The sequence below is a fragment of the Undibacterium hunanense genome (assembly GCF_014284335.1).
Lineage (GTDB): Bacteria > Pseudomonadota > Gammaproteobacteria > Burkholderiales > Burkholderiaceae_D > Undibacterium > Undibacterium hunanense.
The window spans coordinates 100287-119932 of the sequence record NZ_JACOGF010000001.1; the positions used below are offsets into that span (position 1 = coordinate 100287).

General features: G+C 50.5%; 16 protein-coding genes. 9 read left to right on the top strand and 7 right to left on the bottom strand.

What is annotated here, in order from left to right; genetic code table 11:
* Positions 1–20 precede the first annotated feature (20 nt).
* Together H8L32_RS00410 and H8L32_RS00415 are read right to left on the bottom strand one after the other, a co-directional pair.
* Complete coding sequence (locus H8L32_RS00410; RefSeq protein ID WP_456243402.1) at positions 21–1916, bottom strand: type IV pilus assembly protein FimV; 1896 nt, start codon at positions 1914–1916, stop codon at positions 21–23.
* A gap of 398 nt (positions 1917–2314) precedes the next feature.
* Positions 2315–3073, bottom strand: a complete 759-nt coding sequence (locus H8L32_RS00415) for an RNA methyltransferase (RefSeq protein WP_186945200.1) — start codon at positions 3071–3073, stop codon at positions 2315–2317.
* Between the two features lie 169 nt (positions 3074–3242).
* Here H8L32_RS00415 and H8L32_RS00420 point away from each other — a divergent pair, with 169 nt between their 5' ends.
* Together H8L32_RS00420 and H8L32_RS00425 are read left to right on the top strand one after the other, a co-directional pair.
* The gene (locus tag H8L32_RS00420; RefSeq protein ID WP_186945702.1) at positions 3243–4034 is read left to right on the top strand and encodes an inositol monophosphatase family protein; all 792 of its coding nucleotides are present in this window, start codon (positions 3243–3245) and stop codon (positions 4032–4034) included.
* Between the two features lie 93 nt (positions 4035–4127).
* Entirely contained in the window at positions 4128–5513 is a 1386-nt protein-coding gene (locus H8L32_RS00425) for a DEAD/DEAH box helicase (protein ID WP_186945201.1), read from the top strand.
* 90 nt (positions 5514–5603) lie between these two features.
* Here H8L32_RS00425 and H8L32_RS00430 read toward each other — a convergent pair whose 3' ends face one another.
* A complete protein-coding gene (locus tag H8L32_RS00430) occupies positions 5604–6422 on the bottom strand; it encodes a bestrophin-like domain (protein WP_186945202.1) in 819 nt (272 codons plus the stop codon).
* A 327-nt stretch (positions 6423–6749) separates the two neighbouring features.
* Between H8L32_RS00430 and mutS the strand changes: the two genes are divergently transcribed.
* Entirely contained in the window at positions 6750–9383 is a 2634-nt protein-coding gene (gene mutS / locus H8L32_RS00435; RefSeq protein WP_230412003.1) for a DNA mismatch repair protein MutS, read from the top strand.
* Positions 9384–9454: 71 nt separating this feature from the next.
* Here the strand turns inward: mutS and H8L32_RS00440 are convergent, their stop codons facing one another.
* The gene (locus tag H8L32_RS00440) at positions 9455–10021 is read right to left on the bottom strand and encodes an FKBP-type peptidyl-prolyl cis-trans isomerase (RefSeq protein ID WP_186945204.1); all 567 of its coding nucleotides are present in this window, start codon (positions 10019–10021) and stop codon (positions 9455–9457) included.
* Between the two features lie 78 nt (positions 10022–10099).
* On the opposite strand from H8L32_RS00440, the gene H8L32_RS00445 reads away from it, so the two are divergent.
* The gene (locus tag H8L32_RS00445) at positions 10100–11233 is read left to right on the top strand and encodes a cupin domain-containing protein (protein WP_186945205.1); all 1134 of its coding nucleotides are present in this window, start codon (positions 10100–10102) and stop codon (positions 11231–11233) included.
* A gap of 342 nt (positions 11234–11575) precedes the next feature.
* On the top strand, positions 11576–11830 hold the full coding sequence (locus tag H8L32_RS27650) for a hypothetical protein (RefSeq protein ID WP_230412032.1): 255 nt from the start codon (positions 11576–11578) through the stop codon (positions 11828–11830).
* 218 nt (positions 11831–12048) lie between these two features.
* On the opposite strand, the gene H8L32_RS00455 is transcribed toward H8L32_RS27650, so the two are convergent.
* Positions 12049–12402 (bottom strand): c-type cytochrome, encoded by a 354-nt coding sequence (locus tag H8L32_RS00455; RefSeq protein ID WP_186945207.1) that lies wholly within the window; start codon positions 12400–12402, stop codon positions 12049–12051.
* A gap of 15 nt (positions 12403–12417) precedes the next feature.
* Complete coding sequence (locus H8L32_RS00460) at positions 12418–12741, bottom strand: c-type cytochrome (RefSeq protein WP_186945208.1); 324 nt, start codon at positions 12739–12741, stop codon at positions 12418–12420.
* Positions 12742–13125: 384 nt separating this feature from the next.
* Between H8L32_RS00460 and H8L32_RS00465 the strand changes: the two genes are divergently transcribed.
* On the top strand, positions 13126–13989 hold the full coding sequence (locus tag H8L32_RS00465; protein WP_186945209.1) for an AAA family ATPase: 864 nt from the start codon (positions 13126–13128) through the stop codon (positions 13987–13989).
* Between the two features lie 217 nt (positions 13990–14206).
* On the opposite strand, the gene acs is transcribed toward H8L32_RS00465, so the two are convergent.
* Entirely contained in the window at positions 14207–16201 is a 1995-nt protein-coding gene (gene acs, locus H8L32_RS00470) for an acetate--CoA ligase (protein ID WP_186945210.1), read from the bottom strand.
* 367 nt (positions 16202–16568) lie between these two features.
* On the opposite strand from acs, the gene H8L32_RS00475 reads away from it, so the two are divergent.
* The 3 genes from H8L32_RS00475 to murI all read left to right on the top strand — a co-directional run bounded on the left by H8L32_RS00475 (position 16569) and on the right by murI (position 19628).
* Entirely contained in the window at positions 16569–17168 is a 600-nt protein-coding gene (locus H8L32_RS00475; RefSeq protein ID WP_186945211.1) for a YqhA family protein, read from the top strand.
* A 74-nt stretch (positions 17169–17242) separates the two neighbouring features.
* Positions 17243–18763 (top strand): fumarate hydratase, encoded by a 1521-nt coding sequence (locus H8L32_RS00480; RefSeq protein ID WP_186945212.1) that lies wholly within the window; start codon positions 17243–17245, stop codon positions 18761–18763.
* Positions 18764–18794: 31 nt separating this feature from the next.
* A complete protein-coding gene (murI, locus tag H8L32_RS00485; RefSeq protein ID WP_186945213.1) occupies positions 18795–19628 on the top strand; it encodes a glutamate racemase in 834 nt (277 codons plus the stop codon).
* Positions 19629–19646: the final 18 nt, after the last annotated feature.

Here is a 19646-nt window from a genome sequence, read left to right on the forward strand (position 1 = left end):
TATTTTCCCACAAAAACGGATCAATTTTCCTTGTCCGTACGGAAATCAATCGTTTCAAAATTGATTATATTGGAGTCTGCTTCAGGCCCCTTGGCCGCACCAGCATCTGCTGTTGGGCGTGCCCATACTTTCGGTTTGCCACCGGCCGAACCCATTCTTTCCAGCTCATTGGCAACAGAGATCAGCAGCAGGATATCCCTGTACACAGGCAATTCAAAGCCCATGCGTTTGCCATCCCTGTCATCAACCAGGAGGCTTTCCAGGAAAGGCAGGATGTCATTGCTGCCCCACAAACGGCAAATACGGTTCATCAGATGTTCAAAATCTTCCAGCTGCCGCGCTGGCAAAGCAGCAGGATCGATCTCGTATTCCGGAATATTGGCATTGAAGAACACCACAAAGCGGTCTCGCATGGCATCGTATTTGTCCTTGTTGCCGGTTACACGGTACAAGTCCAGCAAATACAACCAGGGCACGGGTGATTCCGGCAAATCAATTTCTGCCTGTGGCTCCAGTATTTCTATGGCGCGCTGCGGATCATTGACTGAAATCCAGAATTCAGCTTCCTGGGTCACATCCGAAATTTCTTCTACCTTCACAGACTGGCCGCGCGTAGAAAAGAAATTGAATGTACTGCTATTGCTGTCTTCCAGCGTAGGCACATATGCCTTACTGAAGATTGATGGCGTTTCCAGTTCGCCGAGATTGCTTTCAGGCGCATTTTTCTTGCCTGGTGCGGTCACTGGACGGCTGGTATCCGTGGTTTTCTCATCATCGATCTGATACAGGGAACCCGTCGTGGTCGGTCCATAGGATGCCTGGATACTGTTCACGATTTCTTCTATGTTTTTCTTTGGTTCCGGCTCATGTGCATGTTCTTTTTGCTGCCACCAGGTGGACGTGAACCGTTTATGCATGCGGCTGATATACAGCAGCAGGAAAGCAATAATGCTCAAGCCTGCCAGCACGAAGACCGACAAGGCGATGATCCAGTCTTTGGAAAAACTGCTTTCCCTGGTTTCTTCCAGTGCCGCCTTATCCAGTTGGCTTTGACGTTTCAACTGCTGAGCCTCTTGCTGCAAGCTGAGAATTTTTTGCTGCTCGGATTTTAACTTGTCAGGTGCCACCTGGGCGGGCACTTCATCCCGCAGCATGGCAGCAAACTGTGCCTGCGCGGCACGCAGTTCTTCTATATTTGTTTGTGGATTATTGGCCGTCAGATTATCGCTCAGGCGCAAGCCAGGAGCGACAATGGCAACATCGTCAGACAGTTTCAGTTCATCCCTGGCCGGGCTGGTGTTTTGGAGCGGCTTGGGTGTTGAAGATTTTTTCGGGTTTTTTTTTGCAGTGACGACTTCCGTATCCGTCCGTATGGCTTCAGCCGCTTCTGGCTGAGTTTTTTCTTTCCTGACTTTCGGCTTCACCGGTCTTGGTACTGTCACTGCTTCGACAGGCGTATTGGTCGTGCCAGCTTGCGGCAGGACAATTGCAGCCGGTGCTTTTTGACCAGTCACCGGTTGCAATGCAGCCAAAGGCGGGTCAAGCAAGATGGTGAATTCACGGTGCAACTGAATTTCACACCCCATGTCCACCATGATCTTGACAGCGGGCTCCATCAAATCTTTTCTGGTAACCAGCGTCAGGAAACGCGTATTGCCTTTGACCAGCAAAGTAACACCAGCCTGTGCCAGGAAAGTGCCGTCCGTTGCCTCGACTTTGGCCTTGAAGCAGGACTGATCTATTTCTGGAGCATCCCTGCCGGTGACTTCAAGCTGCGCCCGTAATTGCTGACCTAAACCTGACTGCACCGTCAGGTTACTGAAGCCTAATGCATATGCGTTACCCGTTGCCCCGGCGGCAAATGCGCCCAGGCATAAAAGGTTTAACGTGGATCGGCGGAATGGAACAGAAATAATAGAGACCTCAGAATTAGTTTATTCAGTAAATCAATTATCAATTGCCTTTTCTGAACGTATGTTATCTGCAATCTTACTGGCTTTATAAGCTTCCTTAAAGTCGTAACCAAATGAAAACATGGGTTTAAAGCCGAAATGTGTATGGATTTCAACATATTTATCATTTCCAGCAACAAGCCTTAATATTTAACTCATAAAAAACAGATAGTTATCTCCATATTTTCCGGATCAAAATGAAGTGACGGCACAAAATTAACAAGACAAAAAAATCATATTCAATGCCCGGCCATCGTCGTTAGAAATACAGAAAATGATATACATAATCAGTAAATTACTACACTTTCTTGCTTGTGTACTATTAAAATAATTTAATTTATAGCAACGTTCAAGTAAAAGTTTTAATTTTTCTTCACATCAAGAATTTTTCTTGCAATGCCACGCAAGATATTGACCTCCTCCGCTTCCAGTTCTGCACGTGCCAACATGCGTTTCAATCTGGGCATCAGTTTTTTGGGATTGTCCGGATCCAGAAATTGAATTGCGACCAAAGCCTGCTCCAGATGACGGTACATGCCGTCGATTTCCTCTGCCGATGCCATCTGTCCCTGAAAACCGATATTGCTGGCAACCGGCACATCCGTATCAAATGCCATTCGGCATTCATAGGCCAGCAGTTGTATTGCCTGTGCCAAGTTCAGGGATGAATACACAGGATTGGCCGGGATATTGATCAGCACATGGCAATTCATCACGATTTCATTGGGCAAGCCATAGCGTTCATTGCCAAAAATTAAAGCTATCTGCGCTGGTTGGCGCTGCACCATATCTCCGGCGAAATGGCGTGGAGTAATGACTGGAGGAGAAAACTCGCGCAGCCTGGCACTCACGGCTGCCACATATTCACATCCCTGCAAGGCTTCTTCTATCGTGCTGACAATGCGCGCCTTGTCCAGGATGTCTTGCGCACCACTGGCAAGGGCCACTGCTTCAGGGTGTTGCAAGGCATCTTCAAAGCGCGGATTAACCAGCACCAGTTCAGAAAACCCCATGTTTTTAACTGCCCGCGCAGCCGCGCCTATATTGCCAGGATGACTGGTTTCAACCAGGATGAAGCGCAGGCGTTGAAAAAGAGATGTGTCAGTTTTGGGCAAGTTCATTTAAAATAGCGGTATCAAGCGTTAATTTTTCATCGGTTGTGCTGATCATTGCCTGACTGACGACAATTACGCACGCTCTTTATCATTTTTGTGTAGCTTTGCAATTACCTCACTTTTTGGGTGACAGTAATGCGCATGCTGTCATTTTATCGGAAACCTTATGCACCCAATGCTGAATACGGCTATTAAAGCCGCTCGTCGTGGCGCGACGATTATCAATCGCGCATCTTTTGACCTTGATCGTGTCACTGTCACAGAAAAACATTTCAATGATTTCGTGACTGAAGTCGACAAGGCTGCCGAAGCCGCCATCATTGAGGTGCTGACCACTGCCTACCCTGATCATGCCGTACTGGCCGAGGAATCAGGTGCTTCCGCTAATCTGCACGACGAAAATGACAATGTCTGGATCATCGACCCACTCGATGGCACTACCAACTTCATCCACGGCTTCCCGCAATATTGCGTTTCCATCGCCCTGCAACAGCGCGGCGTGATCACGCAATCTGTCGTGTATGACCCAACCCGCAATGAAATGTTTACTGCCAGCAAAGGCGCTGGCGCTTTTCTGAACGACAAACGCATACGCGTTACACGCTGCGACAAACTGGCCGACGCATTGATCGGTACAGGTTTCCCTTCACGTGATTTGTCTGGCCTGGATGAATATCTGGCCATGTTCAAGGTCATGACCAGCAAATGCCAGGGTTTGAGAAGGCCCGGCTCTGCCGCGCTAGACCTGGCTTATGTTGCAACCGGCCGTCTGGATGGCTTTTTTGAAAAAGGCCTGGCCCCCTGGGATATCGCAGCAGGTGCCCTGCTGATCACTGAAGCTGGTGGCATCGTCGGTAATTTCTCTGGTGATTCAGATTACCTGTACAAAGGTGATGTACTGGCCGGTACACCCAAAGTATTTGCGCAGATGGTCAATGCAATGCAACCGTTTTCAGCTATCAAGTAATTTCTCACGCTCCGAAAAATTGGAGCGCCCCACTGCCCCATATGCCGGACTGATGGCTATCAGTCCGGTCACTTAGAAACACAGTCAAACCACATGGCATCATTCAACGAACTCGGCTTATCCGAGAACATTGTTCGCGCAGTAAGCGAACAAGGCTACACATCGCCAACCCCGATTCAGCAACAAGCTATTCCTGCTGTCATCAAGGGCGGCGATCTGCTGGCCGGCGCGCAAACCGGCACTGGCAAAACGGCAGGTTTTACCCTACCCATATTACAGCGCCTTTCCACTTCGGCTAACGCCCCCAAGGACAAGACCAGCAGACGCCCTATCCGCGCACTGGTGCTGACACCGACGCGTGAACTGGCTGCCCAGGTAGAAGAAAGCGTCAACACCTATGGCAAATATGTACCACTGAATTCTGGCGTGATTTTTGGCGGCGTTGGCATCAACCCGCAAATCAAGCTGCTGAAACAGGGTGTCGATATTCTGGTGGCCACGCCAGGCCGCCTGCTGGACCATCATCAGCAAGGCACGATAGACCTGCGCCATATTGAAATTCTGGTACTGGACGAAGCCGACCGCATGCTGGACATGGGCTTTATCCACGACATCAAAAAAGTGCTGGCGATCCTGCCTTCCAAACGCCAGAATCTGCTGTTCTCTGCCACATTCTCGGACGAGATCAAGGCACTGGCCGACCGTCTGCTCGACAACCCGGCAATGATAGAAGTGGCACGCCGTAATTCCACGGTGGAAGTGATTGCCCAAAAAGTGCATCCGGTTGACCGCGACAAAAAACATCCTTTGCTGGCTCACCTGATCAAGACACATCAATGGTCACAAGTACTGGTATTTACCCGTACCAAGCACGGCGCCAACAAACTGGTAGAGCAGTTGATTAAAGATGGCATCGCTGCCATGGCCATACACGGTAACAAAAGCCAGTCTGCACGTACCAAAGCCCTGGCCGAGTTCAAGGACGCCAGCCTGACCGTACTGGTAGCGACTGATATCGCTGCACGCGGCATCGACATTGACCAATTGCCACACGTGGTCAATTATGACTTGCCCAATGTACCCGAAGATTATGTTCACCGCATAGGCCGTACCGGTCGCGCCGGCGCTACTGGCGAAGCCGTATCCCTGGTGTGCGTGGATGAATTCAAATTGCTGGCGGATATAGAAAAACTCATCAAGCGTCAGATCCCGCAAGAAATTATTGATGGCTTCATCCCTGACCCACATGCAAAAGCCCAGCCCATACAGTTGCGCAGCCAGGATCACAGAGGCGGTGGCAGAGCACAACCATCAAGTCGCGGACAGCGCCCACAAGGCAATGGCGGCGCGCAGGCCGCACGTACACCAGGCAAACCCGCAACACCAGGCGCGGCACCATCAAAGCCACGCCCAGCCGGCCCTCGCCCGGTAGTCAAACAATCTGCACCACGCAGGTCTGGCAGTCGCGGTAACGGCTAATGTAAGCGTGCCGGATTACGGAAAAAAAAGCCAGTCTACTTGTGTAGCTGGCTTTTTTTGCAAAGCAGGTATCACATCTGCTTACGACATTTACTGCCCCACGCTCTTTGTGGTCGCCATTGACTTGTTGATCGTCTCTTGCAAACCCAGCATGCTGGCCTGGCTGACCTGGATAAATCCACGACGAGGTCGATCCAGGTCTATTGTCAAAAATACCGCCATCGCAATCAACACTTGCAAGGCCAGCGTCGCAAAGCTGGCGCGCTGACCGGTCAGGCCAGATGCATAGCCTACGGTTGCTGCTGTCATGATGATCGTTGCAAACAATAAGTACACGACCGTTTCCGGCACATGTCTGAGCAAACCCGCATCTCTTTTGCCAAAAGCATCTATCGTGTCATTCAGGGTCTGGATGAATAAACCACTGGTCACAGCGCTTTTATCCAGTTCTGCCGCCTTCACTGCCTGCGCCCAAAGCAGATCCGAGACATGGCTGGATTTTTTAATCAACGCGCCTCTTTTCTCTGTTTCTGCCAAACTGACCTGTCCCTCATCTACTCTCAGATCCAGGTATTGCTTTACCAGCGACTGCACTTCCGGTCGCATACTGGCTGGCAAGAGCTGAATACGCAAATAAGTCGTACCTATGGCATTGGCTTCAGTCACAACTGCCTGGCTGCGCTCCTCGAAACGCTGCAGTGCCAGCGAAAATGCAAAACTCAGCAACAGGGCCAGTAAACCCAGCATGGATGCCTGCAAGGTATTGATTTGCGACTTCACCGCATCATTGGCGAAAGCCTGCTGCTTCAGCCCATTTCTGAAAGCAAGCTCGGAAGCTGACAACATGACGATAAAAAGCAGGGCCACGATCAGCGCAGTGTTCAGACCGTACATCAGTTCATTGACCATTCAGAATTTCCTCTGGCAGCAAGGTAAGAGAATGTTTTTCATTTTAACAATATCTGCAACAGGTGCAACATGGCAAAATGCTGATTCCATCTATTTTCCCAGGACAGTAGTCAGGCCATTTCCCTACGCCTGTTCTACTTATATTTGCAATCCCGCAGAGCAACCGTAGACCACGGCAATCGTCTATGATAAGGTGCGCACCAAAATTAATGGCTGATCTGACAAAAAATACGAAAAAACCAGATCTGCGATTGATACGGCACAAGGCCTGGATCAGCCATCGCCACATCCAAGGCAATAAAAAATACGTTAATAAATCAAGGCTTTATGAGCACAAAAGAAATTCAGCATACTCCTATGATGCAGCAATATCTGCGCATCAAGGCAGATCACCCGGACACGCTGGTGTTTTACCGCATGGGTGATTTTTACGAACTATTTTTTGGTGATGCGGAAAAAGTGTCGCGCTTGCTGGGCATTACCCTGACTCAGCGTGGCAGTTCTGGCGGCGAACCGATCAAGATGGCGGGTGTGCCCTTTCACTCGCTGGAACCCTATCTGGCCAAGCTGGTCAAGATTGGCGAATCTGCCGCGATTTGTGAGCAGATAGGCGACCCGGCTACCAGCAAGGGGCCGGTAGAGCGCAAGGTGATGCGCGTCATCACCCCTGGCACACTGACCGATACCGATCTGCTGCCGGAAAAGTCTGACCGTCCTTTGCTGTCACTGTGCATGCTGCAGCAAAGAAAAACCGTCAGCATAGGTCTGGCATGGCTGTCACTGGCGAGTGGCGCCTTGAAGTTGATGGAAGTATCCACCGACGAAAAATCGCTGCCACAACGCTTGCAACAGGAACTGGAGCGCATCAGCCCGGCTGAAGTCTTGCTGTCTGCCGGTACGCTTTTGCTGGACGAACACTATAGCCAGTTACCAGGCAAGTTCTCTGAACTGCCTGACTGGCATTTTGATGTCAAACAAGGGCAGAAAGCCTTGCAGGACCAGCTCGGCACGGCGTCGCTCACAGGCTTTGGGGTAGAGAACCTGAATGCTGCCCTGGGCGCTGCCGGCGCCCTGCTACGTTATGCAGAAAGCACACAAGGGCGCGGCCTCAAGCATGTGAATAGCCTGAATGTCGAAACAGAACATGAATTCATTGGCCTGGATACCGCCACAAGACGCAATCTGGAATTGACTGAAACCTTGCGTGGGCAAGAATCGCCGACGCTGTTTTCTCTGCTGGATCATTGCCGTACGGCGATGGGATCACGCCTGTTGCGTCACTGGTTGCATCATGCACGCCGTGACCAGTCAGTTGCGCGGGCTCGTCATGACGCCATCAAGGCGCTGATACTGGCCGATTCTACCGATGGCCTTGCAACGACCTTAAGGTCGATTCCGGATATCGAACGCATTACCACCCGCATCGCCCTGCAATCGGCCCGTCCGCGTGATTTGTCTGCCTTGCGTGACGGTATGCAGCATCTGCCAGGGCTGCGTAACTATGTCAGCCTGTGCATCGCCGATAACCAGACCAGCCTGCTGACCAAAGTATTGTCTGATCTGGATACACCAACAGAATGCCTGGACTTGCTGGAACGCGGCCTGATGCTGCAACCGGCCACCATGGTACGTGATGGCGGCGTCATTGCGACCGGCTTTGATGCCGAGCTGGATGAATTGCGGGCATTGTCCGAAAATGCCGGACAATTTCTGATCGAACTCGAAGCCTCGGAACGTGAACGTACCGGCATTGCCAATCTGCGCGTCGAATACAACCGTGTCCATGGTTTTTACATAGAAGTGACCAACGGCCAGAGTGACAAAGTCCCTGACAATTACCGCCGTCGCCAGACCCTGAAAAATGCCGAGCGCTATATCACGCCGGAACTGAAAGCCTTTGAAGATAAGGCCCTGTCAGCCCAGGAGCGGGCGCTGGTGCGCGAGAAAATGCTGTATGAGCGCCTGCTGCAAGACCTGTTACCACAAGTTCCTGCCCTGCAAAAAATTGCGAATGCGATTGCCCAGTTGGATACCCTGGTGAGTCTGGCCGAACATGCGACCAAGAACAACTGGTGCGCGCCACAATTGCTCAGTGAACCTGTATTGCATATCGCCCAGGGCCGTCACCCTGTAGTGGAAAACCAGATCGAACGTTTTATCGCCAATGATTGCGATTTTTCTGCCGAACGCAAATTATTACTGATCACCGGCCCCAACATGGGCGGTAAATCGACCTTCATGCGTCAGGTGGCCTTGATTACCCTGCTGGCCTATGTAGGCAGCTATGTACCAGCTACCGAAGCCAGCATAGGCCCCATAGATCGCATCTTTACCCGTATAGGTGCGGCGGATGATCTGGCCGGTGGACGTTCCACCTTCATGGTGGAAATGACGGAATCTGCGGCAATCTTGAATGGTGCCAGCGAACATTCCCTGGTCTTGATGGATGAGGTAGGCCGTGGCACCTCCACTTTTGATGGATTGGCACTGGCCTGGGCGATTGCCAAACACCTTATCCAGGTATCCAAAAGCTATACTCTGTTTGCCACGCATTATTTTGAACTGACGCAATTGCCCGACGTGCACCCTTCCGCTGAAAACGTGCATCTGTCAGCGGTAGAACACAAGGAAAATATCGTTTTCCTGCATGCAGTACAGGCTGGGCCAGCTTCGCAAAGCTATGGCTTGCAGGTGGCGCAACTGGCAGGCATACCGCAAGTTGTCATCAAATCTGCGCGCAAACACCTGGCGGACCTGGAAGCGCAGTCACTGCAATCGACCTCGCAGTTTGATTTATTCTCTTCTGCGGTAGCTACTGCAGAACCAGAGCCAGTCGAAGCCACACCCACCAATACCGAATTGCTGGAAACGCTGGATTCCATGGAACCAGACAGCATGACACCGCGCGAAGCACTGGCAGCGCTGTATGAGCTGAAGGGGCTACTGGGTAAAACTGGGTAAAAACTGATATTCAGCTAAAATTCAGCTAAATGAAAAAATGCCGCTATATTCAGCGGCATTTTCATTTCAGGCTAGTGCAGCTTGTGGCTGCGATATTCAGCGTTTGCATCATCTTCATCATCGCCATCATCGTCGTCATGATGGTGTCCGTGGGCACCATGCACATGACCATGAGCGATTTCTTCTTCCGATGCTTCGCGCACATCTTCCACTGTCAGGCTGAAACGCAAGGCTATGCCGGCCAGAGGATGGTTGCCATCAAGCACTACTTTATCATCAGCGATATCGGTCACTGTAAAGATATGGGCATCGCCATCGTCTGAGTCGGCAGACTCTTCGGAGTCTTCTGGCATACCTTCGAATTGCATACCAACTTCAAGTGGCGAAGGAAAACGTTCACGTGGCTCGACTTTGACCAGTTCCGCATCATAGTCACCAAATGCATCTTCAGGATTGAGCTGTATGGTGGCGCTAAAGCCTTTTTCCTTGCCTTCCAGGGCTTCTTCTATCTTGGGAAAAACCGCATCGTACCCGCCATGCAGGTACACCATAGGCTCTTGCCCCTCTTCGATCAGATTGTCTTGTGCGTCTTTCAAGGTATAACGCGCGGTAACAACTGAATTTTTGCCTATCTTCATAGCAATTCCTTAAAAATTTATCTGCTTGCGAATTATACCCGTCTAGTCGATCGCTTTGCCTCGGCCTATAATGCGGGCATGAAAAAAATCACCTCCCCCCTCCCCTTGCTTGGCGGCATCTCTGTTGAAGAGTTTTTCAGTGAATATTGGCACAAGAAGCCTTTACTGATACGTCAGGCCATTCCCGGCTTTCAGCCTTTGTTGACCAAGGACGATTTATTTGACCTGGCGGGTCGCGACGATGTTGAATCGCGCCTGATCAGCTTTTTTGGCAAACACTGGGAAATGCAGTCCGGCCCGCATGAGCAGATACCCGTCAAGGAAAAGAAGGACTGGACACTGCTGATACAAGGCGTCAACTTGCACAACGATGCGGCCGATGCCCTGCTGCGGCAATTCCGCTTCATCCCGGATAGCAGGCTGGATGACCTGATGATCAGCTATGCGGCCGATGGCGGTGGCGTTGGCCCGCATTTCGATTCCTATGACGTCTTCCTGTTGCAGGCGCACGGCCAGCGCAAATGGCGTATCGGTGCACAAAAGGATTTGAGCCTGGTAGAAGGCATGCCTTTGAAGATTTTGCGTAATTTCAAGGCTGAACAAGAATTCGTGCTGGAACCGGGCGATATGCTTTACCTGCCGCCCAAGTATGCGCATGACGGCGTGGCAGTCGGTGAATGCATGACCTACTCCATTGGTTTCCGCGCGCCGTCTTACCAGGAGTTCGGTGAATCCTTCCTGCAGTTCATGTCTGAATCGATAGATTTGCCAGGGCGTTATGCAGACCCCGATTTGAAACCCGGCAGCAAACCGGCTGAAATCAGTACGGAAATGCTGGATGATATTTCCGCCGAAATCGCCAAGATCCGTTTCACCGATGATGACATTTTGATCTTCCTGGGTGAGCACCTGACAGAACCCAAGTCCAGCGTCTTTTTTACGGGACCAGAAAAACCCTTGGCACCCAAACGCTTTCAGCAAGCAGCCATCAAAAATGGACTGAAGCTGTCACGCAAATCCCAGATGTTATATAAAGGAAAACATGTCTTTATCAACGGTGAATCCTTTGCTGTTGGTAGAGAAGACAAGGTTTCCCTGACCCAGCTGGCAAATCAAAGAGAACTCGATGGTAGCGATATCACGAATATCTCCGCCGATGTGCTGGAAGCATTTTGTTTATGGTATGAAGATGGCTGGCTGGAAATTCGTTAATCTTTAAAAATAATAAAAATACATGTCGCAGCGCAGCATTCGAATTGAAATTTGAAAGGAAATTTTCGTCTTGTGAGGGTCAATTTTCATGAAAAAGTGGAGAACCACGACTAAAATTGCGCTCTTGCCTATAAATAATGACAGATTTGAGTGCAAAAATGCATCTATGCCTATTCCAACAATGGAAAAATCATTATAATTCCGGGTTAGGAAACTTTCGTAGGGGCCGAATGTCGTTTTGGCGAGAAGCTCGCGAATTAACCTATAGAGCGATAATTACCGGTAATTATTCATCGCAACGTTTTGATCTTCTTTTTTGATCTATTTATTGAAAGTACAAACATGAAAAAATCACTCTTGCTCGTTTCCCTGTTGGCAATCGCTTTGGCTGCTTGCGGCAAAAAAGAAGAAGCAGCTCCTGCTCCAGCATCTGCTTCCGCAACAGCTCCAGCTCCAGCATCTGCTCCAGCAGAAGCCCCAGCAGCAGCTCCAGCTCCAGCAGCAGCATCTGATGCAGCAGCAGCTTCTGGCGCAGCTCCAGCAGCTTCCGCAGCAGCATCTGCTCCAGCAGCAGCTTCCGCATCTGCATCCAAGTAATTTTTAATTACTTAAGAAAAGCCGGCCTTTGGGTCGGTTTTTTTTCGTCTGTTGCAGTGCATCAGCTGCACCTCGTATGCGCACAACATGTCGCCATCAGCAGCAGCCGGTGAGTACTGACAATTTGCTAATGATTTACTACTATCGAGACATGAAGAGCCGGGTGAAGATATAAAAAAACCACGACAAGTCGTGGTTTTTTTATAAGTGTGAATTGCTTATTTTTTCAATACCAATTCGCCAGGCAGGCTATGCAGATAGGCTGCAATGTTTTGAATGTCATCATTCGACAGTTCTTTTGCCTTAGGGCCCATAGTCGCATTGGTACGACCATTGGCACTCGCCACATCACCGCCACGCTTATAGGATTTCAAGGCTTGCGCCAGGTAATCGACATGCTGTCCAGCCAGTTTTGGATAGGATGGGTCTTTAGGGTTACTGAAATTATCGCCGTGGCAGGAAGCACAGTCGAATTTTTTAACAGCTGCCTTGCCGGCTTCAATATTACCGCCTGCCAGAGCAGCGAAAGACACCGTAGACAACAGCGTTGCCAACACAATAGATTTCTTCATGGTTCGCTCCTGTTTTTATTTTTGTTGGGAATAGTAAGCTGCCAGATCAGCGATATCCTGCTCGGACAGGCTGCCAGCGATACCACGCATGGTTGGATGCTTGCGATCACCCTTTTGGTAGGCCTTCAACGCATTTTCAATGTATTTAGCGGATTGACCACCAATCATGGGCACTTGATACACTTCCGGGAAGGTAGCCTTGTAGCCAGGAATGGCGTGGCAGCCTATACACATCGCGACTTTTTTGTCGGCAGCGTCTTTAGCATTGCCAACCGGATCTGCTGCCGCAGCAGCTTGAGCGAGACTCGCCATGGCGAGGAGTGCAAACAATTTTTTCATAGTAGCGATTATTAATTTAGCTGGCAGATCAATAAATACAGTGTTTTGATATAACTCAGCATTTTAGCTGATTACGACCGGATTTGCGCAAGAAACCTGCCCCCTATCGTCTATAGAAAGATGAAAATGCTGCATTTGTGCAATTCCATAGGTAATTTTTTACACTCATTGACTGCTCATTCACTATTTTCATTGCGATTGCTTTCGCAAAAAAAGAACAGGCGTTCACAAGAGCACAAATTCTGGCTTATACTCTTTCGACAGTTTCATCGACGCAATACATGTTGTGCATGTTGTTCATATCTGACTACATGTGTAATTTTGCGGCAGTCCTAATTGGCAACTCTAATTGGCAGTCCTACTTATATATTCCGGGTACAAACCATGACGCAAGTCCCTAACAATTTACGCTTTGACGGTGCTGATAATTATGTCGCCACCGATGACCTGAAGCTGGCTGTGAATGCAGCCCTGAGTCTGCAACGTCCACTATTGATCAAGGGCGAACCTGGAACCGGCAAAACCATGCTGGCCGAAGAAGTTGCCGCAGCCCTCAACATGCCACTGATGCAGTGGCATATCAAATCCACGACCAAGGCGCAGCAAGGCCTGTACGAATATGATGCGGTATCGCGCCTGCGTGATTCGCAACTGGGCGATGAAAGAGTCAAGGACATCCACAATTACATCATCAAAGGCGTGTTGTGGCAGGCATTTACTGCGGATGAGCCAGTGGTATTGCTGATTGATGAAATTGACAAGGCCGATATCGAATTCCCGAATGACTTGCTGCGCGAACTGGACCGCATGGAATTCTATGTCTACGAAACCCGTGAAATGGTCAGGGCCAGGCATCGTCCGCTGGTTATCATCACGTCGAATAATGAAAAAGAATTACCGGATGCCTTCCTGCGTCGCTGCTTCTTCCATTACATCAAGTTTCCTGACAAGGAAACCATGCAGAAAATCGTCGATGTGCATTTCCCGAAACTGAAATCGGATTTGCTGGCACAAGCCCTGCAGACTTTTTATGAAATCCGCGACGTTGCAGGCCTGAAGAAAAAACCATCCACCTCCGAATTCATCGACTGGCTGAAGCTCCTGCTGGCGGAAGATATCCCACTGGAAGCCATGCGCAGCAAAGACAACAAGGCCATCGTCCCGCCCCTGCACGGTGCCCTGCTGAAGAATGAACAGGATGTACATCTGTTTGAACGCCTGGTATTCATGTCACGCACCAATCGTTAAATTCACTGATCACTGGTCACTGGTGGTCACTCATTCAGCGATACAGTATCGCTGAATAAAAAATGGCACTGCCATATCTTTGGATATGCAGTGCCTTTTTAATATTACCGGTATTTATACCAATGCTTCGTCTATGCGATTGCTGTCAGTATTCTGTCATTATATTTTGATGCTTCATCTTGTTCAGCGCAATTTTAAAATAATTACTGAATCTTAATTACTGCGCCTGCTTCAACTGCTCCAGAATAGCCGGATTTTCCAGCGTCGAGATATCCTGGGTGATTTCCTCGCCCTTGGCCAGCACGCGCAACAGACGGCGCATGATTTTGCCTGAACGCGTTTTTGGCAGATTATCACCAAAACGGATTTCTTTGGGCTTGGCAATTGGTCCAATTTCTTTCGCTACCCAGTTGCGCAATTCTGTTGCGATCTGTTTCGCTTCGTCGCCGGTGGGACGTGAACGTTTCAGCACGACGAAGGCGCAAATGGCTTCGCCGGTGGTTTCATCCGGCTTGCCGACCACTGCGGCTTCAGCAACCAATGGATTGGCAACCAGTGCCGATTCAATTTCCATGGTACCCATGCGGTGCCCGGAAACATTGAGCACATCATCAATACGGCCGGTAATGGTGAAGTAGCCAGTATCCTTGTTGCGTATCGCACCGTCGCCCGCCAGGTAGACCTTGCCGCCAAACTCCTCGGGGAAATAGCTTTTCTTAAAACGCTCAGGATCACCCCAGATGGTGCGTATCATGGATGGCCATGGACGTTTCACGACCAGAATACCGCCCTGCCCGTTTGGCAAATCATGGCCTGTTTCATCCACAATCGCAGCCGTAATACCTGGCAAAGGCAAGGTGCATGAACCAGGCACCAGCGGCGTCGCACCTGGCAATGGTGTCATCATGTGACCACCGGTTTCCGTCTGCCAGAAGGTATCAACAATGGGGCAATTGCCACGGCCGATATTGTTGTAATACCACATCCAGGCTTCAGGATTGATGGGTTCACCGACGGATCCCAACAGGCGCAGCGACGACAGATTGAATTTGTCCGGATGGATATTTGCGTCGCCATCTGCGGCTTTTATCAGGGAACGGATAGCTGTTGGCGCAGTGTAGAAAATAGTCGCCTTGTGTTTTTCTATCATGCTCCAGAAACGTCCTGCATTCGGGAAAGTAGGTACGCCCTCAAACACGATTTCAGTTGCACCGGCGGCCAGTGGGCCATAGGTGATATAGGTATGGCCTGTGACCCAACCTATATCAGCAGTACACCAGAACACATCTTCCGGCTTGATGTCGAAAGTCCATTTCATGGTCAGAATCGCCCACAGCAGATAACCGCCGGACGAATGCTGCACGCCTTTTGGTTTGCCGGTAGAACCTGACGTATACAGGATAAACAAGGGATGTTCGGCACTGACCCATTCAGGTTCGCAGACTGCTGACTGGGTGGCAACCAGTTCATGCATCCACAAATCACGTCCGGCGCTGACATTAACATTGCCACCGGTACGCTTGTACACAACAACACTCTTTACTTTTTCACAATCGCCGAGTGCCAGTGCTTCATCCACGATGGCCTTGAGTGGCAGGTGTTTACCACCGCGCACCTGCTCATCGGCAGTGATGACCGCCACCGCGCCCACGTCAACAATACGTTCTTGCAGCGATTTGGCAGAAAAACCACCAAATACCACCGAATGCGTTGCACCTATGCGCGCACAGGCCTGCATGGCAACGACGCCCTCTACCGACATTGGCATATAGATGACGACGCGGTCACCCTTGACGATGCCCAATGATTTCAGGCCGTTGGCAAACTGACAGACTTTTTGGTGCAATTCCTGATAGGTGACTCTGGTGACATCGCCGCCATCCGCTTCAAATATCAATGCAACCTTGTCAGCATTGCCATTTTGCAGATTCACATCGAGGCAATTATAGGAAACATTCAGCAAGCCATCTTCAAACCATTTGTACAGCGGCGCATTGGATTCGTCGAGCGTGGTTTGGAAAGGCTTGTGCCAGTGCAGGTTTTCACGTGCCAGGCGAGCCCAGAAGCCTTCATAGTCCTGTTCGGCTTCCTGACATAGTGCGTTGTAAGCATCCATGCCTGAGATAGCCGCATTGGCAGCAAAAGCAGCAGGCGGGTAGAAAATGCGGGATTCGGCTTTGACTTCGTGTTGAGCAGCATTGAGGTCAGACATTTGTATCTCCAACTTGTTATAGTTTGATTGAAATCATCACGACTGTTGAGCCAGCATAAAATGCTTATCGACCGATAAGTCATTTCACACACTTCGGCAACCTTACAACCCATCCTGCATTCAGTATAGGCGTCAGCACGCTTGCCATGCACAAAGTAGTTTTTTACACAGGCAAACCTTAAACTTGGAGACTTACTCAAGCCTTACGGTTGCTTTTACAAAAAAATGATACCACAAAGATACCATTCAATCACCACTACACACCTGAACATTTCAGCTATGCCACACGAGCCTTGCCGGGCCATGTAAAATATCGCTTTGCCGTAAATCACGCCTTCCACTGTCGCCCATCAAGCAGATTGCAAACATGTCAAAACCAGAATCCACTGTAAAACTCTCCCCACTTGCCGGCCTGATTTTTTTCAGCCGCTGGTTGCAAGTTCCTCTTTATCTGGGTCTGATACTCGCACAGTGCGTGTACGTATTTCATTTCTGGGTTGAGCTGGTTGATCTGATCGGTGCAGCCATGGGCAATGAAGCTGCCCTGAAACATATCGTCGATGCGGTTGCCAGCGGCAACGTCAAACCGACCAAGCTGACTGAAACCACCATCATGCTGGTGGTACTGGGTCTGATCGACGTCGTCATGATTTCCAACCTGCTGATCATGGTCATTATTGGTGGCTACGAAACCTTTGTATCGCGCCTGGGTCTGGATGGTCATCCTGACCAGCCTGAATGGCTGTCACACGTGAACGCATCCGTGCTGAAGGTCAAACTGGCGATGGCGATCATCGGCATCTCATCCATTCATTTGCTGAAAACCTTCATCAACGCCGGTAATTACGATCCGCAAGTCGTGCTGGCACAAACCGGCATACACGTGGTGTTTTTGCTGTCAGCCCTGGCGATTGCACATTGCGACCAGATCATGACCAAAACCGCGCAAGCAGGCGACAAGCACTAATGCAAGCCAGCAACTGAAACCAACAAGTAATCAGCTATAACCCGTTTTTCTTCACCTAGCCAAGAGCCATCATCATGACAGTCATCAAGCAAGACGATCTGATCGAATCCGTAGCCGCTGCGCTGCAGTACATCAGCTATTATCATCCAGCCGACTACATCGCCCATCTGGCGCGCGCCTATGAGGCAGAGCAAAGCCCCGCCGCCAAAGATGCGATTGCACAAATCCTGACCAACTCGCGCATGTGCGCCGAAGGCCGTCGCCCTATCTGCCAGGACACCGGCATCGTCAACGTGTTCCTGAAAATCGGCATGAGCGTACGTTTCGAAGGTTTCAGTGGCTCCATCATTGACGCCGTGAATGAAGGCGTGCGTCGCGGTTATAACGACCCGGACAATAAACTGCGCGCCTCCATCGTCGCTGACCCGCACTTCGAACGTAAAAACACCAAGGACAACACACCTGCCGTCGTCCACATGGAACTGGTGCCTGGCGATACGGTAGATGTCAAAGTCGCGGCCAAAGGTGGTGGTTCCGAGAATAAAACCAAGTTCGTCATGCTGAACCCATCTGATTCCCTGATTGACTGGGTCATGAAAACCGTACCGACCATGGGCGCAGGCTGGTGTCCTCCCGGCATGTTGGGCATAGGCATAGGCGGTACCGCCGAGAAAGCCATGCTGATGGCGAAAGAATCCCTGATGGATGACATCGACATGTATGAGCTCAAGCAACGCGGCCCACAAAACAAGACTGAAGAATTGCGCATAGAGTTGTGCGACAAGATCAATGCACTGGGCATAGGCGCGCAAGGCCTGGGTGGTTTGACGACAGTACTGGACGTCAAGATCAATATGTACCCTACCCATGCGGCATCCAAGCCTGTTGCCATGATTCCTAACTGCGCCGCGACGCGTCATGCGCACTTCGTACTCGACGGTTCTGGCCCCAGCTACATAGAACCACCAAAACTGTCTGACTGGCCAGATGTAAGCTGGGCACCTGATACAGAAAAATCCAAACGCGTAGATCTGAACACATTAACCAAGGAAGAAGTCGCTTCCTGGAAACCAGGCCAGACCCTGTTGTTGAACGGCAAAATGCTGACCGGCCGCGATGCCGCCCACAAGCGCATCCAGGACATGCTGGCAAAAGGTGAACAACTGCCTGTCGATTTCACCAACCGTGTGATTTACTATGTCGGCCCGGTCGATCCTGTGCGTGATGAAGCTGTTGGCCCGGCTGGTCCAACGACGGCTACCCGCATGGATAAATTCACCGACATGATGCTGGAAAAAACCGGTTTGATTTCCATGATAGGCAAGGCAGAACGCGGCCCGGTGGCCATTGAATCCATACGCAAACACCAGTCTGCCTACCTGATGGCAGTCGGTGGCGCAGCCTACCTGGTATCAAAGGCGATCAAATCAGCCTCTGTCGTTGGCTTTGCCGATCTGGGCATGGAAGCCATTTACGAATTCGATGTCGTTGATATGCCAGTCACGGTTGCGGTCGATTCCACAGGTACATCCGTCCACAATACCGGCCCGAAAGAATGGCAGGCCAAGATCGGTATTATTCCGGTCAGCGCCTGAGCAAGCACATAACTGACATGACCATTCCTGCATGACACACGATACATCTGCACCTGTAGGTGTGTTTGATTCCGGAATTGGTGGTCTGTCGGTTTTACGGCACATACAACAGACATTGCCCAATGAATCCCTGTTGTATGTGGCCGATTCCGGTTTTGCGCCTTACGGCGACAAACCGGCAGCCTTGATACTCGAACGCAGTATCGCAGTGACAGAATTCTTGCTCAGCCAGCAGATCAAGGCACTGGTCATCGCCTGCAATACGGCAACAGCTGCGGCTATCGCCCATTTGCGTCTACGCTATCCTGAACTGATTATCATCGGCATGGAACCGGGGCTGAAACCTGCAGCCCTGCTCAGCCAGACCCAAACCGTCGGCGTGCTGGCGACACGTTCCACCCTGCACAGCGATAAATACCAGCGCCTGAGCGTGCAGTTGAGTACAGAAACCGGGGTGAATTTCATGCCGCAAGCATGCATTGGCCTGGTCGACCAGATCGAAAAAGCAGACATCGATTCAGAACAGATACGTATTCTGCTGCAACGGTACCTGACACCCTTGCTGGATGCCAATGCCGATACCCTGGTGCTGGGCTGCACCCACTACCCCCTTGTCACTCACCTCATACGTGAGTTTGTCGCACAACACCTTGCTGGCAGCAGGCCGGTGCAACTGGTGGATACTGGCCATGCAGTCGCCCTGCAATTGCAACGTCTGTTGATACAGCGCGGGCTGGATAGGAAGACTGCGGTACCAACCGCTTTTACCGCCTGCGCGAGTGGCAGTGTGGAACGTTTGCGACAGGCCTGTACACAGTGGTTGAACGTTGGGCCCAGTAATATCAGCGCAGCACTCGTCGCCTGATAGTCTATCAATTTGTTA

Bases quoted from the DNA above. Each gene is read 5' to 3' on its own strand.
- H8L32_RS00465 (WP_186945209.1), top strand. From the start codon at position 13,126: ATGACGCAAGTCCCTAACAATTTACGCTTTGACGGTGCTGATAATTAT.
- murI (WP_186945213.1), top strand. From the start codon at position 18,795: ATGACACACGATACATCTGCACCTGTAGGTGTGTTTGATTCCGGAATT.
- mutS (WP_230412003.1), top strand. From the start codon at position 6,750: ATGAGCACAAAAGAAATTCAGCATACTCCTATGATGCAGCAATATCTG.
- H8L32_RS00445 (WP_186945205.1), top strand. From the start codon at position 10,100: ATGAAAAAAATCACCTCCCCCCTCCCCTTGCTTGGCGGCATCTCTGTT.
- H8L32_RS00480 (WP_186945212.1), top strand. From the start codon at position 17,243: ATGACAGTCATCAAGCAAGACGATCTGATCGAATCCGTAGCCGCTGCG.
- H8L32_RS00415 (WP_186945200.1), bottom strand. From the start codon at position 3,073: ATGAACTTGCCCAAAACTGACACATCTCTTTTTCAACGCCTGCGCTTC.
- H8L32_RS27650 (WP_230412032.1), top strand. From the start codon at position 11,576: ATGAAAAAATCACTCTTGCTCGTTTCCCTGTTGGCAATCGCTTTGGCT.
- H8L32_RS00440 (WP_186945204.1), bottom strand. From the start codon at position 10,021: ATGAAGATAGGCAAAAATTCAGTTGTTACCGCGCGTTATACCTTGAAA.
- H8L32_RS00425 (WP_186945201.1), top strand. From the start codon at position 4,128: ATGGCATCATTCAACGAACTCGGCTTATCCGAGAACATTGTTCGCGCA.
- H8L32_RS00460 (WP_186945208.1), bottom strand. From the start codon at position 12,741: ATGAAAAAATTGTTTGCACTCCTCGCCATGGCGAGTCTCGCTCAAGCT.
- H8L32_RS00475 (WP_186945211.1), top strand. From the start codon at position 16,569: ATGTCAAAACCAGAATCCACTGTAAAACTCTCCCCACTTGCCGGCCTG.
- H8L32_RS00430 (WP_186945202.1), bottom strand. From the start codon at position 6,422: ATGGTCAATGAACTGATGTACGGTCTGAACACTGCGCTGATCGTGGCC.
- H8L32_RS00420 (WP_186945702.1), top strand. From the start codon at position 3,243: ATGCTGAATACGGCTATTAAAGCCGCTCGTCGTGGCGCGACGATTATC.
- H8L32_RS00455 (WP_186945207.1), bottom strand. From the start codon at position 12,402: ATGAAGAAATCTATTGTGTTGGCAACGCTGTTGTCTACGGTGTCTTTC.
- acs (WP_186945210.1), bottom strand. From the start codon at position 16,201: ATGTCTGACCTCAATGCTGCTCAACACGAAGTCAAAGCCGAATCCCGC.